This window comes from Nocardioides sp. SRI_004 (assembly GCF_057586415.1).
This window is the reverse complement of record NZ_JBYCZV010000004.1, coordinates 289,147-303,289: the sequence shown is the minus strand read 5'-3', so window position 1 is coordinate 303,289 and position 14,143 is coordinate 289,147. Positions and strand designations below refer to the sequence as shown.

Genomic DNA, 14,143 nt, shown 5'->3' with positions numbered 1-14,143 from the left:
TCCCGTTCCCCTCCTGAAGGACCTCGATGACCGCCTGGCTCTTGCTGGGACTCGCCATCCTCCTCGTCCTCGCGTGCGGGCTCTTCGTCGCCGCCGAGTTCGCGTTCGTCACCGTGGACCGCGGTCAGGTCGACCGCGCGGCCGCCGACGGTGACGCCTCCGCGATCGGCCTGCAGAAGGCGCTGCGCAGCCTGTCGACCCAGCTCTCCGGGGCCCAGGTCGGCATCACGATCACCAACCTCGCGATCGGCTTCCTCGCCGAACCGGCGATCGCGGAGCTCCTCCGCGGTCCGCTGGAGGACGCCGGCGTCGCCGAGGGCGCGGTCGGACCGGTGGCCGTCGCGACGGGCCTCGTGCTCAGCACGCTGCTCACCATGCTGGTCGGCGAGCTGGTGCCCAAGAACGTCGCGATCTCGCTGCCCTACGTGACCGCGCGGCTCACCCAGGCGCCGATGCGCGCCTTCACGGCCGCCGCGAAGGGCCCGATCAACGTCCTCAACGGCAGCGCCAACGCGATCGTGCGCCGCCTCGGCATCGAGCCCCAGGAGGAGCTGCGCTCGGCGCGCAGCGTCACCGAGCTCGCCTCGCTCATCCAGCGCTCCGCCGACGAGGGGACCCTCGACGCCGACACGGCCGAGCTGATGGAGCGCTCGGTGGAGTTCGGCACCCGGACGGCGGGGGAGATCATGACGCCCCGCGTCCGGACCCGCAGCCTCGACATCAACGACCGGGCGAGCGCGGTCATCGCGCTGGCGCGTGAGTCGGGCAACTCGCGCTTCCCGGTGCTCGACGAGACCGACGCGGTCGTCGGCACCGTGCACGTCAAGAACGCCGTCGCGCTGCCGCTGCACGAGCGCGCGACCACGAAGGTCAAGCACCTGATGGCGAAGCCGATCGTGGTGCCCGACTCGCTGCGGCTCGACCCGCTGCTGGCGCTGCTGCGGGCCGACGGCTTCCAGATGGCCATCGTGCTCGACGAGTACGGCGACCATGCCGGCATCGTGACCCTGGAGGACGTGATCGAGGAGATCGTCGGGGACATCGCCGACGAGCACGACCGGCTCGGCAGCCGCGGCCGCCTGCGCCGTGACGGCACGTGGTCGCTGTCCGGCCTGCTCCGCCCCGACGAGGTCGAGGACCTCACCGGCGTGGAGCTGCCCGAGGGCGAGGACTACGACACGGTGGCGGGGCTGGTGCTGAAGCTGCTCGGCCGCATCCCGGTGACGGGGGAGCAGGCCGTCGTACCGCTCACGGAGCCGGGGGACGACGAGGACGCCCCGGTACGACGTGCGGTGCTGACCGTCGACCACATGGACGGGCTGCGCATCGACCGCCTGTCGCTGCGGGTGGAGGAGGAGCCGGCCGATGGGTGACTTCTCCGGCGTGCTGCTCGCCGTGGTCCTGCTGGCAGCGAACGCCTTCTTCGTGGGCGCGGAGTTCGCGCTGATCTCCGCGCGCCGCTCGCAGATCGAGCCGCGCGCCCAGGCCGGCTCGCGGATGGCCGCCATCACGCTCACCGCGATGGAGCAGGTCTCCCAGATGATGGCGGGCGCCCAGCTCGGCATCACCGTCTGCTCGCTCGGCCTCGGTGCGGTGGGCGAGCCGGCGCTGGCCCACCTGATCGAGCCCGTCTTCCACGAGCTCCACGTCCCGGACGACTGGCTGCACCCGGTCGCCTTCGTGATCGCGATGACGGTCGTGGTCTACCTGCACGTCGTGCTGGGCGAGATGGTGCCGAAGAACATCGCGATCGCCGGGCCCGACCGTGCCGCACTGATCCTCGGCCCGCCGATGTACGGCATCGTGCTGGTGCTGCGTCCGCTCATCGTGTCCATCAACGCGATCGCCAACGCGATGCTGCGCCTGGTCCGGATCGAGCCCAAGGACGAGCTCGGCAGCACCTACACCCGCGAGGAGGTCGCCGCGCTCGTCGAGGAGTCGCACGGCGAGGGCCTGCTCGCCGAGGACGAGTACGACCGGCTGTCCGGCGCGCTCGGGTTCACCGAGAAGACCGTGGCCGAGGTGATGATGGCGCCCGACTCGCTCGCCACGGTGGTGCGCGGCTCGACCGGTGCCGACGTCGAGGCGCTGTGCGCGGCGACCGGCTTCAGCCGCTTCCCGGTGGTCTCCGACGATCCCGCCGGCCCGCCGGAGCTGCTCGGCTACCTCCACATCAAGGACGTCCTCGAGCCCGACGAGGAGCGTCGTGAGCGCCCCGTCGCCGACCGGTGGATCCGCCCGTTCGCGACCGTCACCGCCGACACGCTCCTGCACGACGCCCTCGAGGTGCTGCAGCGCCGCGGGGCGCACATGGCGCGCGTCGTGGCGCCGGACGGCACCACGCTCGGTGTCGCCGCCCTGGAGGACGTCATCGAGGAGCTCGTCGGGGAGATCCGCGACGCGGCGCACTCCGACGACGTCTCGGCGGGATGAGACCACTAGGGTGTCGATCGTGGGTGAAGCGGTGACGCGGGACGAGCGCGCGTCCGGTCGGGTGTGGACACTGCCCAACCTGATCAGCGCGTCGCGGCTGCTCGGCGTCCCGCTCTTCCTGTGGCTCGTCCTCGGGCCCGAGGAGGACGTCTGGGCGCTCGTCGTCCTGATGGTCTCGGGCGTCAGCGACTTCCTCGACGGCTGGCTGGCGCGCAAGCTGAACCAGACCTCCGAGCTGGGCCGGCTCCTGGACCCCGTCGCGGATCGCCTCTACATCCTCGCCGTCGTCGTGGGGCTCGCCCTGCGCGACGTCATCCCGTGGTGGCTGGCGCTCTCGCTGCCCCTGCGCGACCTGCTCCTGTGGGGCCTCGTGCCGCTGCTGCGGACCCGCGGCTACAGCGCGCTGCCCGTCCACTTCCTCGGCAAGGCCGCGACGTTCAACCTGCTCTACGCGTTCCCGCTGCTCCTCCTCGGCGACGGCGAGGGCACGGTCGCCACCCTCGCCCAGGTCTTCGGGTGGTCGCTCGCCCTGTGGGGCGTCGGCCTGTACTGGTGGGCGGGGATCCTCTACGCCTGGCAGGTGCGCAAGCTGCTGGCGACGACCGAGCCACGATCGCGCACGGGCGAGGGATGACCACCGAGCCCGCCGCGCCGGCCGCACCCGCCGACCGGGCACGGACGCCGCTCCTGGCGCTCATCACCCAGGAGGCGATGGACCGCGACTACCAGGTCGCGGCGTCGCGGCGCGGGCCGGAGGCCCATGCACGACCGGCGCTGCGGGCCGGCGTCGTCGGCGTGGTGGCCGCGTTCGCGCTGCTGGTGACCGTCGCCGCCGTACAGACCTCGGCGAACGCGGACGTCGACCAGGAGAGCCGCAGCGCGCTGATCGGCCGGATCGAGGCCCGCCGGGCGTCGCTCGCCGACCTGCGCGACTCCGCGGCGGCGCTGCGCGAGGAGAACCTCGCCGCCGAGGACGCGCTGCGCTCGCTCGGCTCCCGGTACGCCGACGTGCAGGCCGACCACGCGAACCTCGGCGCGGTCACGGGCTTCGAGGCCGTGCGCGGCGACGGCGTGCGGCTCACCGTCGACAACTCGCCCTACGCCGCCGAGAACGAGCTGGTCCGCAGCACCGACCTGGCGACGATCGCCAACGCGCTGTGGTCCGCCGGCGCCGAGGCGATCTCCATCAACGGGCAGCGGCTGACGGGCACGGGCGCGATCAGCACCTCCGGCGACGCGATCGAGGTCAACCTCGTCGGTGTCGCGCCGCCGTACACGATCCTCGCGATCGGCGACCAGGGCTCCCTCGCGTCGCGCTTCGTCGACACGCCGAGCGGCCTGCAGTTCGTGGCGGTTGCCAACCAGTTCGGCTTCTCGTGGAAGATGGACAAGGAGGACGACCTGCGGCTGCCCGCCGCACCGGCCTCGATGCGGAAGCTCCGGTTCGTGGAGCAGAAGAAGAACCCCAAGGTCGAGGGAGGTGGCCCGCCGTGATCGCGGTGCTCGGACTGTTGGTCGGTGTGGTGCTCGGCCTGGTGTTCCAGCCCGACGTCCCGGCCGGTCTGGAGGTCTACCTGCCGATCGCGGTGGTGGCGGCGCTCGACGCCGTCTTCGGCGCCCTGCGCGCCTACCTCGACGGGATCTTCGACGACAAGGTCTTCGTCGTCTCGTTCCTCAGCAACGTGGTGATCGCCGCCGGAATCGTCTACCTCGGCGACCGGCTCGGCGTCGGCGGCCAGCTCTCGACGGGCGTGATCGTCGTGCTCGGGATCCGGATCTTCACCAACGTCGCCGCCATCCGGAGGCACGTCTTCCATGCCTGACGAGCCGCTCGACCGACTCCGGCGGGCGCTGCTGCGTCCCTCGCGCCGGCAGCTGGTCGCGGGCGTGCTCATGGCCCTGGTGGGCTTCGCCGGCGTCACCCAGATCAGGGTCACCGACACGGACGCGACGTACTCCGGCCTGCGCCAGCAGGAGCTGATCGACCTCCTCGACGGTCTCGGCGGTGCCCGCCAGCGTGCCGAGGCCGAGATCGACCGCCTGGAGGGAGTCGCCTCCGACCTGCGCGACGACACGACCAAGCGGCAGACCGCGCTCGACCAGGCCAAGGCCGAGGCTGACACGCTCAGCATCATCGCGGGCCTCGTGCCCGTGACCGGGCCCGGCGTGCGGATCACGATCACCGAGGACGAGGGCCGGGTGCGCCTGGGCTCCCTCCTCGACACCATCCAGGCGCTGCGGACCGTCGGCGCCGAGGCGATCGCCATCAACGGCACCATCCGGGTCGTGGCGCAGACCTCGCTCGAGGAGACCGAGGGCGGGTTCACCGTCGACGGCGAGCGGATCGAGGCGCCGTACGTCATCGACGCCATCGGCGAGCCCGGCGTCCTCGCCGACTCGCTGACCTTCGCCCTCGGGCCGAAGAAGCAGATCGAGAACGACGGCGGCACGATGGAGGTCAGCGAGCTCAAGGCGGTCGACATCGAAGCGGTCGCGACTCGCGCAGAGCCTCGCTACGCCCTGCCGGAGCAGGGGCAGTAGCCTTCTCGCCATGACGAACCCCGCTGACCTGAAGTACACCGTCGAGCACGAGTGGCTGCGCCAGCCCGGCGAGGCGGCGGGCTCGGTCCGCGTGGGGATCACCGACTACGCCCAAAACGCCCTCGGCGACATCGTGTACGTGTCGCTGCCCGAGGTCGGCGCGACCGTGGCTGCCGGCGACGCGTGCGGCGAGCTCGAGTCGACGAAGTCGGTCAGCGACGTCTACGCCCCGGTCTCCGGCGAGATCGTCGCCGTCAACGAGGCCCTCGACGCCACGCCCGAGCTGGTGAACAACGACCCGTACGGCGCCGGCTGGCTCTTCGAGGTCGCGCCCGCTACGCCCGACGAGCTCGACGGACTTCTCGACGCGGCCGGATACGAGGCCCAGCTCGACGGCTGATCCGGTACGTTCGTAGTACCCGTTCCGGACCCAAGGAGTTTCCAGATGCCGTTCTGCACCGCCTGTGGCCGGCAGAACCCTGACGACGCCCGCTTCTGCTCGCAGTGCGGCACCCGTCTCGTCGAGGCGGACGCGACCGCGCCGGTCGCGACGGACTCGACCGCGACGATCCAGGCCGTCTTCCCCGCCGACCGCGTGGAGACCTCGGACCGGGCGCTCAGCGCCGTCGACGCGGCCGCCGTGGACGCCCTTCCCGTCGGGCACGCGCTGCTCGTCGTACAGAAGGGTCCGGGTGCCGGCAGCAGGTTCCTGCTCGACGCCGACGAGGTGAGCGCGGGCCGCCACCCCGAGAGCGGCATCTTCCTCGACGACGTGACCGTCTCGCGCCGCCACGCGGTCTTCCGCCGGTCGGGCGACTCGTTCACCGTCGAGGACGCGGGCAGCCTCAACGGCACCTACGTCAACCGCGACCGCATCGAGAAGGCGCAGCTCAAGGACAGTGACGAGGTCCAGGTGGGCAAGTACCGCCTGGTCTTCTTCGCGGGCCACGAGAGCCACTGACCGTGGTCGCTGCCGTCGCCCGCGGCGAGCGCGAGCCCCTGCTCAACATCGGGCAGGTGCTCGACCGACTGCGCACGGACTTCGAGGACATCAGCATCCCGAAGATCCGCTTCCTCGAGTCCGAGGGGCTGATCAAGCCGGAGCGCACCCCCGCGGGCTACCGCAAGTTCTCCGAGGCCGACATCGCGCGGCTGCGCTACATCCTGCGGATGCAGCGCGACCACTACCTGCCGCTCAAGGTCATCGGCGAGCACCTCGACGCGATGGACCGCGGCCTCGAGCCGCCCGCGCCGGAGCCGGTCGTCCCGACCGTGCCGACCGTCGCCATCGGCTCCGACGGCATGCCGGCACCGGAGTCCTTCCGTCGCAGCGACAAGCTGCGGCTATCGCGCAAGGAGCTCATCAAGGTGGCCGAGATCGACGAGGCCCTCCTCGCACAGCTGGAGGAGTTCGCCCTCATCACGCCGTCGGCGACCGGGCACTACGACACCGACGCGCTGGTGATTGCGCAGACCGCCAGCGAGCTGGCGGACTTCGGCATCGAGCCCCGCCACCTGCGCGGCTTCCGGGCGGCCGCCGACCGCGAGGTCGGGCTCATCCAGCAGGTCGTCGCCCCCCGCCGCGGCCGCGACGCCGGCGCCGCCGCGCGTGCCGAGGAGGCCGTGAGCGAGATCGCCGCCCTGTCCGTGCGGCTGCACGCCACCCTGGTCAAGGCGGGCCTGCGCCGGATCTGAGGGCCGGCGGGTCGCGGGGATCCGGCGAGGCCGCGGATTGGGCAGGAACTGCAGCTCCGGGCGTTGGATTGTTGCGGTTTGGTCCCAAACCGCAACACCTGCGCGACCCCCACGCAGCCACCACTCCCACCTCATCCCACCCCGAGTAGTGTTGAGGCATGCGCGAGGTGGATGTCCTGGGAGTCCGGGTGGAGATGCCGTCCAACCAGCCCATCGTGCTGCTGCGCGAGACCGTCGGGGACCGCTACGTGCCGATCTGGATCGGCGCCGTGGAGGCCACCGCGATCGCGTTCGCCCAGCAGGGCGTCGTCCCCCCTCGACCGCTGACGCACGACCTCATGAGGGACCTGCTCGCGGCGACCGGGGGAGAGCTGTCGGAGGTGCGGATCACCGACGTGAAGGACGGCGTCTTCTTCGCGACGCTGGTCCTGGCGTCGGGTGCCGAGGTGAGCGCGCGCCCGTCGGACTCGATCGCCCTCGCCCTTCGCACCGGTACGACGATCTACTGCTCGGAGGAGGTCCTGGCCGAGGCGGGGATCTCGGCGCCGGCCGAGGAGGAGGACGAGGTCGAGGCGTTCCGGGAGTTCCTGGACCACGTCTCGCCCGAGGACTTCGAAGCAGGACAGTGACGGGAGTTCCCTCAGCCTCAAGTTGAGGCTGAGGGTTTTTGACGACACGCCCGGCGACGTCTTTGACCGGCCCGTCATCGGCGCCGTACCTTGAAGAGTCGAATGACAGCCGTGCAATGCCTGCGCGACCACCCCTTGATCACCCACCTGATCGAACCCCTGCGGAGGACCCCGTGAACGAGCAGCAGCCCGAGAAGGTCGGTCAGGACACGGCCGCGGCGACCGCTGCCGCCGAGGAGCAGGGGCTGCTCTTCACCGACGACGTCTCCCCGCTGCCGAGCGACCTGGGCTACCGCGGTCCGACCGCGTGCAACGCGGCCGGCATCACCTACCGCCAGCTCGACTACTGGGCGCGCACCGGCCTGATCGAGCCGAGCGTGCGCGGTGCCAAGGGGTCCGGCTCGCAGCGCCTCTACAGCTTCCGCGACATCCTGATCCTCAAGATCATCAAGCGCCTGCTGGACGCCGGCATCTCGCTGCAGCAGATCCGTACGGCGGTCGGGCACCTGCGTGAGCGTGGCACCGACGACCTGACCCAGGTCACGCTCATGAGCGACGGCGCCTCGGTCTACGAGTGCACCAGCAACGACGAGGTCATCGACCTCCTGCAGGGCGGCCAGGGCGTGTTCGGCATCGCCATCGGCGGTGTCTGGCGCGAGATCGAGGGCACCCTCGCCCAGCTGCCGAGCGAGAGCGCCAGCGACACCGAGCAGGCCGAGGACGTGGCCGGCGACGAGCTCGCCGCGCGTCGCGCTGCGAGGAACGCCGGCTAGGCGTTGTAACCTGTAGCTGCTGTTCATCCCGCACGGGAGAGTCAGGACACGTCGCTGACGTGGGCCTGCGCCGAAGGGGCAATTCCTCCCCGGAACCTCTCAGGCGCCCGGACCGTGCGGAGCAGGCAACTCTGGAGGCGCAGCGACGCGCCGACAGAGGGGGAGGGCTCGATCCTTTTCGATCCCGAGGAAGCCTGCCTGCTGATGAGTGCCCCCTTCGTCAACCGCCACATCGGTCCCGACAACGACCAGGTCGCGACCATGCTCGACCGTCTCGGCTACGCGTCGATCGACGCGCTCATGGACGCGGCCGTGCCGAAGTCCATCCGGTCCGGCGAGGAGCTCGACCTGCCGGCGGCCGCCGACGAGGAGACCGCCGCCGCCGAGCTGCGCGCCCTGGCCGCGGCCAACGTCCCCGGTGAGCCGATGATCGGCCTGGGCTACCACGCGACCGTGACGCCCGCCGTGATCCGCCGCAACGTGCTCGAGGACCCGAGCTGGTACACCGCCTACACGCCGTACCAGCCGGAGATCTCGCAGGGCCGCCTTGAGGCGCTCATCAACTTCCAGACGATGGTCTCCGACCTGACCGGGCTGACCACCGCCGGCTCGTCCCTGCTGGACGAGGGTACGGCGGCTGCCGAGGCCGTCGCGCTGGCGTTCCGCGCGAACCGCAAGGCCTCGGGCCCGTTCGTCGTCGACGCGGACGCGCTGCCGCAGACCATCGACGTCGTGCGCACCCGCGCCGAGGGCATCGGGATCGAGATCGTGGTCGCCGACCTCACCGAGGGCCTGCCCGAGGGCGATGTCTCCGGCGTGCTGATCCAGTACCCCGGCGCCTCCGGCCGGATCGCCGACATCAAGCCGGTCATCGACGCGGTCCACGAGCGGGGCGGCCTCGCGGTCGTCGCCGCCGACCTGCTCGCGCTGACCCTGCTCGAGGCGCCCGGCACGCTCGGCGCCGACGTCGTGGTCGGCTCGGCCCAGCGCTTCGGCGTCCCGCTGTTCTACGGCGGCCCGCACGCCGGCTTCATCAGCGTCCGCGAGGGCCTCGAGCGCCAGCTGCCCGGGCGCCTGGTCGGCGTCTCGGTCGACGCCGAGGGACGCCCGGCGTACCGGCTCGCCCTGCAGACCCGCGAGCAGCACATCCGCCGCGACAAGGCGACGTCCAACATCTGCACCGCCCAGGTGCTGCTCGCCGTGACCGCCGGCATGTACGCCGTCTACCACGGTCCGCAGGGCCTGAAGGAGATTGCGGCCGACATCCACGGCCTCGCCCGCCGGGCCGCCGCGTCCCTCGAGGCCGCCGGCATCGAGGTCGTCAACGACACCTTCTTCGACACCCTCAACGTCCGCGTCCCCGGTCGTTCCGGTGCGGTCGTCACGGCCGCCCGTGAGGCCGGCATCCACCTGCGGCCGGTCGACGGCGACACCGTCGGCATCTCGTTCGGCGAGTCCGCCGGCGAGGCCACGCTCGCCGCCGTCCTCGGTGCCTTCGGGGTGACGGAGGTGTCGGCCGAGGGCGACGCCGGGCTGCCCGAGGACCTCGAGCGGACCACGGAGTTCCTGACCCACCCGGTCTTCAACACCCATCACAACGAGACCTCGATGCTGCGCTACCTCGCGCGGCTCTCGAACCGCGACTACGCGCTCGACCGCGGCATGATCCCGCTCGGCTCCTGCACGATGAAGCTCAACGCGACCACCGAGATGGAGCCCATCTCGCTCGCCGGCTTCGCCAACCTCCACCCGTTCGTCCCGGCCGCGGACGCCGACGGCTACCGCCAGCTGATCGAGCAGCTCGAGGGCTGGCTGGCCGAGGCCACCGGCTACGACCGCGTCTCCATCCAGCCGAACGCCGGCGCGCAGGGCGAGTTCGCGGGCATGCTCGCGATCCGCAACTACCACCGCGCCAACGGCCAGGGCCAGCGCGACGTCTGCCTTATCCCGTCGTCCGCCCACGGCACCAACCCCGCCTCGGCCGTCATGGTCGGGATGAAGGTCGTCGTCGTGAAGGCGACCGACGACGGCACCGTCGACCTCGAGGACCTGCGGGCCAAGTGCGAGCAGTACTCCGAGACGCTCGCCGCGATCATGGTGACCTACCCGTCGACGCACGGCGTCTACGAGGAGACCATCACCGAGCTGTGCGACATCGTCCACGAGCACGGCGGCCAGGTGTACGTCGACGGCGCGAACTTCAACGCGCTGCTCGGCTACGCGCAGCCCGGCAAGTTCGGCGGCGACGTCTCGCACCTCAACCTGCACAAGACGTTCTGCATCCCGCACGGTGGCGGCGGCCCGGGCGTGGGCCCGGTCGCGGTGCGCGCGCACCTGGCGCCGTACCTCCCGACGCACCCGCTGCACCCCGACGCCGACCGGCGCGAGGGCACCGGTGCGATCAGCGCCGCGCCGTTCGGCTCCGCCGGCATCCTGCCGATCTCGTGGGCCTACATCCGGATGATGGGCGCTGAGGGCCTCACCCGTGCGACCGCGGTCGCGGTTCTGTCCGCCAACTACGTCGCGGCCCGACTGGGCGAGCACTTCCCGGTGCTCTACCGAGGCGAGTCCGGGCTGGTCGCCCACGAGTGCATCCTCGACCTGCGCGGCATCACCGCAGCGACGGGCGTCTCGGTCGGTGACGTCGCCAAGCGGCTCATCGACTACGGCTTCCACGCCCCGACGATGTCGTTCCCGGTCGCGGGCACGCTGATGGTCGAGCCGACGGAGTCCGAGGACCTCACCGAGCTCGACCGGTTCTGCGACGCGATGATCGCGATCAAGGGCGAGATCGACCGGGTCGCCGCGGGGGAGTGGGACGTCGACGCGTCGCCGCTGCACCACGCCCCGCACACCGCCCGCGCGCTGGTCGGCGAGTGGGACCGTGCCTACTCCCGCGAGGTCGGCGTCTTCCCGGCGGGCCTCGCCGGCGCGGCCGACAAGTACTGGCCGCCGGTCGCCCGGATCGACCAGGCCTACGGCGACCGCAACCTGGTGTGCGCGTGCCCGCCGATGGACGCCTACGCCGAATGACCGTGTACGACGACCGGCTGGCCGCGCTCCAGGGCGCGGGCCGGCTGCCTTCGGTCGTGGCGGGCGTGGCGCGCGGGGGCGAGCCGGTCTGGTCCGGCTGCTCCTCGGCGCTGCCCGGGGTCGGCGTCGACTCCGCCTACCGGATCGGCTCGATCACCAAGACCCTGACGGCGGTCCTCGTCCTGCAGCTGCGGGACGAGGGCCTGCTCGACCTCGCCGACCCGGTGGGGCGATTCCTGCCCGAGTGCGGGTACCCCGACGCCACGCTGCGCGAGCTCCTCGCGCACACGGGCGGGCTGCAGAGCGAGCCGGTCGGACCGTGGTGGGAGCGCGTGGACGGCGGCGGTGTCGCCGAGCTGCTCGCCGCCAACGACGGATCCGGGCGGGTGGCTGCGGCGGGGGAGTACTACCACTACTCGAACCTCGGCTTCGCGCTGCTGGGCGAGGTCGTGGCCCGGCTGCGCGGCGCACCCTGGTGGGAGGTCGTCCAGCAGCGGCTGCTCGTCCCGCTCGGGATGGGCGCGACGTCGTACCACCCTCCTGCGGAGCACGCGCCCGGCCGCAGCGTCGACCACTTCGCCCACACCCTGAGCGCCGAGCCGCACACCGACACGGGCGCCATGGCGCCCGCCGGACAGCTGTGGAGCACGGTCGCGGACCTGCTGCGGTGGGCCGACTTCCTGGCCTCCGGCCATCGCGACGTGCTCTCCGCGTCCACGCTGGCGGAGATGGCGGCGCCGGTCGCTCCGGCCGACGCCTACGGGCTCGGCCTCCGCGTGCTCCACGTCGGCGGACGGACGATGGTCGGCCACACCGGCTCGATGCCGGGCTTCCAGGCCTCGCTCTTCGTCGACCGGGACACCCGTGACGCCGTCGTCGCGCTCGCCAACGCGACGACCGGCCTGCGGCCCGAGCAGGTGCCGGCGACGCTGCTCGGTGACGTCGCGGCGCCGGTGGCGCAGCCGTGGTTCCCCTCGCTGCCGCCCCTGCCGGGCGAGGTGGCCGAGCTGCTCGGGCTGTGGTTCTGGGGCAACACGGGCTTCGCCTTCGAGTGGACCGGCGGTGAGCTGGTGGCCCGCGACCTGCGCACGGCCGAGCTCCACGAGCGCTTCGTCGACGTCGACGGCGCCTTCGTCGGGGCCGAGGGCTACCACCGCGGCGAACGGCTGCTGGTCCGGCGCGATGCCGACACGGGCGCGGTTCGCAGCCTGGAGTGCGCGACGTTCGTCTACACCCGCACGCCGTACGACCCGGCGGTCACGATCCCCGGGGGCCATCCGGGAAGGCCGTGACCACGGACGCGAGCCCGACCGCCACGCTGAGCGCGACCACGGCCCACGCCCAGCCGGGCAGCAGGTGCGGGAAGCGGGCGAGCAGCACGACCGGCACGACGAGGTGGACCGTCACCGTGCCGATCCACGGCCACGGCGAGCGCCGCGCCACCAGCGCCGCCGCCCCCAGCGGCAACGGCGCGAGGACCACCCAGCCGAGCGCGACCGCGAGGACCAGCCCGCCGTGGGCCGCGAGCCAGGTCGCGAGCGACCAGGGGTCGACGCCTGCGCCCGCCCACGCCGCGGCCGAGGTCGCGACGGCGACGACGATGACGGCGGAGCGGGTCAGCTGATCGGGTCGAAGCCGGAGATGCACGAGCGTCCGTCCCGCTCCTCGACGTGCACGACCGCGGCGATCTCGGCGTCGGTGTAGGGCTCCTCGTCGCTGGTCACCCGGACCGTGAACGATCCCTCGGTGTCGCCCTCGACGTCGGAGATCTCGTAGGTCGCGTCGGGGTCGTCCTCGCCGGTCTCGTCACGCACCGTCTCGATCAGCTTCTCGAGGTCGGCGCGGTCCTTCCCGGACGGCGCCTCGCAGAGCAGGTCGATCCCGTCGTCCACCTCGAGGTCCTCCGCGGCGTCGACCGCGGCGTCGGCGACCTCCTCGACGCTGGTCGGGTCACCGCCGGAGGCGACGACGAGCGCGGTCACGCTGCCGGCGAGGAGCAGCACGAGGGCGACGGCTCCGGCGACGATCCATCCCAGTCTGGTCATGCGGGCACCCTGCCCCGGGAGCCCGCTGCTCACACCCAGGGGCCAGCGGGCATGATGGGGCCATGAACGAGAACACGTTCTATGAACCGGGGACGAGCGCGTCTCCGCCGCAGGCCGGGCAGCAAGCTGCCGGAGACGGCTCTCGCCGCGCTGCCGTCCAGTTCGCCTGGTTCCGCGACGAGGGTGACGCGCTGGTCCCGCTGCCGCTGGCGCAGAGCCTCTGGCGCTCGGACCAGATGCACGGGGTCGCCGTCAGCGGCCTGCTGGCGCGTGCCCTCGAGAAGGCCGTGGACGACGCCGGGCGCAGCGAGCTCGTCCCGGCTCGCTACCACGTCGACCTCTTCCGCCCGGCCCGGATGATCCCGACGACGGCACGAGCGACGGTGGTCAGGGAAGGTCCCCGGCTGCTGCTGGCCGACGCCGTGGTCGAGCAGGAGGGCGAGGTCGTCGCCCGGGCGAGCGGCACCTTCCTCCAGCCGTCGTCCTCGCCCGACGGGGCGGTGTGGACCTCGCCGGAGGAGCGGCCGTCGCCGCCGCCGCTGGAGCTGGCTCCCCTCGACGTCGAGCACCACGTCCCGATCTTCGCGAGCGACGCCCCGTGGTCGGACAACTTCGGCGACCACCAGAACGGTGGCCGGCACCAGACCTGGCACATCGCCGTCCCGATCGTGGAGGGCGAGGAGTGCACCCCGTTCCAGGCCGTGGCCTCGGTCGCCGACGCCACCAGCATGGTCACCAACTGGGGTGCGGGCGGCGTGGAGTACATCAACACCGACATCGACCTGGCGCTCTCGCGCCGGCCCACCGGCATCTCGATCGGTCTGCGCGCCACCGACCACGTCGCCCACGCAGGCATCGCGGCCGGCACCGCCGAGGTCTTCGACCGCGAGGGCTCGCTCGGGACGGCGACGGTCACCTCGCTGGCCAACACCCGCCGGACGGTCGACCTGTCCGGCGGGGTCAGCCTCGAGGGCAGCGCCTGAGCGCTGTCGGG

Annotated in this window: 16 protein-coding genes and 1 riboswitch; of the genes, 14 read left to right on the top strand and 2 right to left on the bottom strand. The window is 72.2% G+C overall.

Annotated features, from left to right (window positions below):
* Positions 1–26: 26 nt before the first annotated feature.
* From AC2YHB_RS07385 to AC2YHB_RS07325, 13 genes are all read left to right on the top strand, one after another.
* Positions 27–1,373, top strand: coding sequence for a hemolysin family protein (locus AC2YHB_RS07385; RefSeq protein WP_179651190.1), 1,347 nt, complete (start codon positions 27–29; stop codon positions 1,371–1,373).
* Positions 1,366–2,433 carry a hemolysin family protein gene (locus AC2YHB_RS07380; protein WP_207010748.1) on the top strand — a complete coding sequence of 356 codons (1,068 nt, stop codon included), beginning with the start codon at positions 1,366–1,368 and terminating at the stop codon, positions 2,431–2,433. The genes AC2YHB_RS07385 and AC2YHB_RS07380 overlap by 8 nt, the downstream gene beginning before the upstream one ends.
* 19 nt (positions 2,434–2,452) lie before the next feature.
* Positions 2,453–3,067 carry a cardiolipin synthase ClsA gene (clsA, locus tag AC2YHB_RS07375; protein WP_051932312.1) on the top strand — a complete coding sequence of 205 codons (615 nt, stop codon included), beginning with the start codon at positions 2,453–2,455 and terminating at the stop codon, positions 3,065–3,067.
* A complete protein-coding gene (locus tag AC2YHB_RS07370) occupies positions 3,064–3,927 on the top strand; it encodes a DUF881 domain-containing protein (RefSeq protein WP_036545612.1) in 864 nt (287 codons plus the stop codon). Before clsA ends, AC2YHB_RS07370 begins: the two co-directional genes overlap by 4 nt.
* Positions 3,924–4,256, top strand: coding sequence for a small basic family protein (locus tag AC2YHB_RS07365; RefSeq protein ID WP_036545614.1), 333 nt, complete (start codon positions 3,924–3,926; stop codon positions 4,254–4,256). The genes AC2YHB_RS07370 and AC2YHB_RS07365 overlap by 4 nt, the downstream gene beginning before the upstream one ends.
* Positions 4,249–4,974, top strand: coding sequence for a DUF881 domain-containing protein (locus AC2YHB_RS07360; RefSeq protein ID WP_036545617.1), 726 nt, complete (start codon positions 4,249–4,251; stop codon positions 4,972–4,974). Before AC2YHB_RS07365 ends, AC2YHB_RS07360 begins: the two co-directional genes overlap by 8 nt.
* A 10-nt stretch (positions 4,975–4,984) precedes the next feature.
* The gene (gene gcvH / locus AC2YHB_RS07355) at positions 4,985–5,374 is read left to right on the top strand and encodes a glycine cleavage system protein GcvH (protein ID WP_487353703.1); all 390 of its coding nucleotides are present in this window, start codon (positions 4,985–4,987) and stop codon (positions 5,372–5,374) included.
* 45 nt (positions 5,375–5,419) lie between these two features.
* A complete protein-coding gene (locus AC2YHB_RS07350; RefSeq protein ID WP_036545621.1) occupies positions 5,420–5,935 on the top strand; it encodes an FHA domain-containing protein in 516 nt (171 codons plus the stop codon).
* 2 nt (positions 5,936–5,937) lie between these two features.
* Complete coding sequence (gene ftsR, locus AC2YHB_RS07345) at positions 5,938–6,669, top strand: transcriptional regulator FtsR (protein WP_051932266.1); 732 nt, start codon at positions 5,938–5,940, stop codon at positions 6,667–6,669.
* A 158-nt stretch (positions 6,670–6,827) separates the two neighbouring features.
* Positions 6,828–7,298 (top strand): bifunctional nuclease family protein, encoded by a 471-nt coding sequence (locus AC2YHB_RS07340; RefSeq protein ID WP_036545624.1) that lies wholly within the window; start codon positions 6,828–6,830, stop codon positions 7,296–7,298.
* A 173-nt stretch (positions 7,299–7,471) separates the two neighbouring features.
* Positions 7,472–8,071 (top strand): MerR family transcriptional regulator, encoded by a 600-nt coding sequence (locus tag AC2YHB_RS07335; protein WP_036545626.1) that lies wholly within the window; start codon positions 7,472–7,474, stop codon positions 8,069–8,071.
* A 23-nt stretch (positions 8,072–8,094) separates the two neighbouring features.
* A riboswitch (glycine riboswitch) is annotated at positions 8,095–8,196 on the top strand.
* A 79-nt stretch (positions 8,197–8,275) separates the two neighbouring features.
* Positions 8,276–11,104: an aminomethyl-transferring glycine dehydrogenase gene (gene gcvP, locus AC2YHB_RS07330; protein ID WP_487353702.1), complete on the top strand. Its 2,829-nt coding sequence runs from the start codon at positions 8,276–8,278 to the stop codon at positions 11,102–11,104.
* On the top strand, positions 11,101–12,396 hold the full coding sequence (locus AC2YHB_RS07325) for a serine hydrolase domain-containing protein (protein WP_179651197.1): 1,296 nt from the start codon (positions 11,101–11,103) through the stop codon (positions 12,394–12,396). The genes gcvP and AC2YHB_RS07325 overlap by 4 nt, the downstream gene beginning before the upstream one ends.
* On the opposite strand, the gene AC2YHB_RS07320 is transcribed toward AC2YHB_RS07325, so the two are convergent.
* On the bottom strand, positions 12,362–12,751 hold the full coding sequence (locus AC2YHB_RS07320; protein ID WP_179651199.1) for a hypothetical protein: 390 nt from the start codon (positions 12,749–12,751) through the stop codon (positions 12,362–12,364). The genes AC2YHB_RS07325 and AC2YHB_RS07320 overlap by 35 nt on opposite strands.
* Complete coding sequence (locus AC2YHB_RS07315; RefSeq protein WP_179651201.1) at positions 12,721–13,149, bottom strand: hypothetical protein; 429 nt, start codon at positions 13,147–13,149, stop codon at positions 12,721–12,723. The genes AC2YHB_RS07320 and AC2YHB_RS07315 overlap by 31 nt, the downstream gene beginning before the upstream one ends.
* 62 nt (positions 13,150–13,211) lie before the next feature.
* Between AC2YHB_RS07315 and AC2YHB_RS07310 the strand changes: the two genes are divergently transcribed.
* Positions 13,212–14,132 (top strand): acyl-CoA thioesterase domain-containing protein, encoded by a 921-nt coding sequence (locus AC2YHB_RS07310; protein WP_179651203.1) that lies wholly within the window; start codon positions 13,212–13,214, stop codon positions 14,130–14,132.
* Positions 14,133–14,143: the final 11 nt, after the last annotated feature.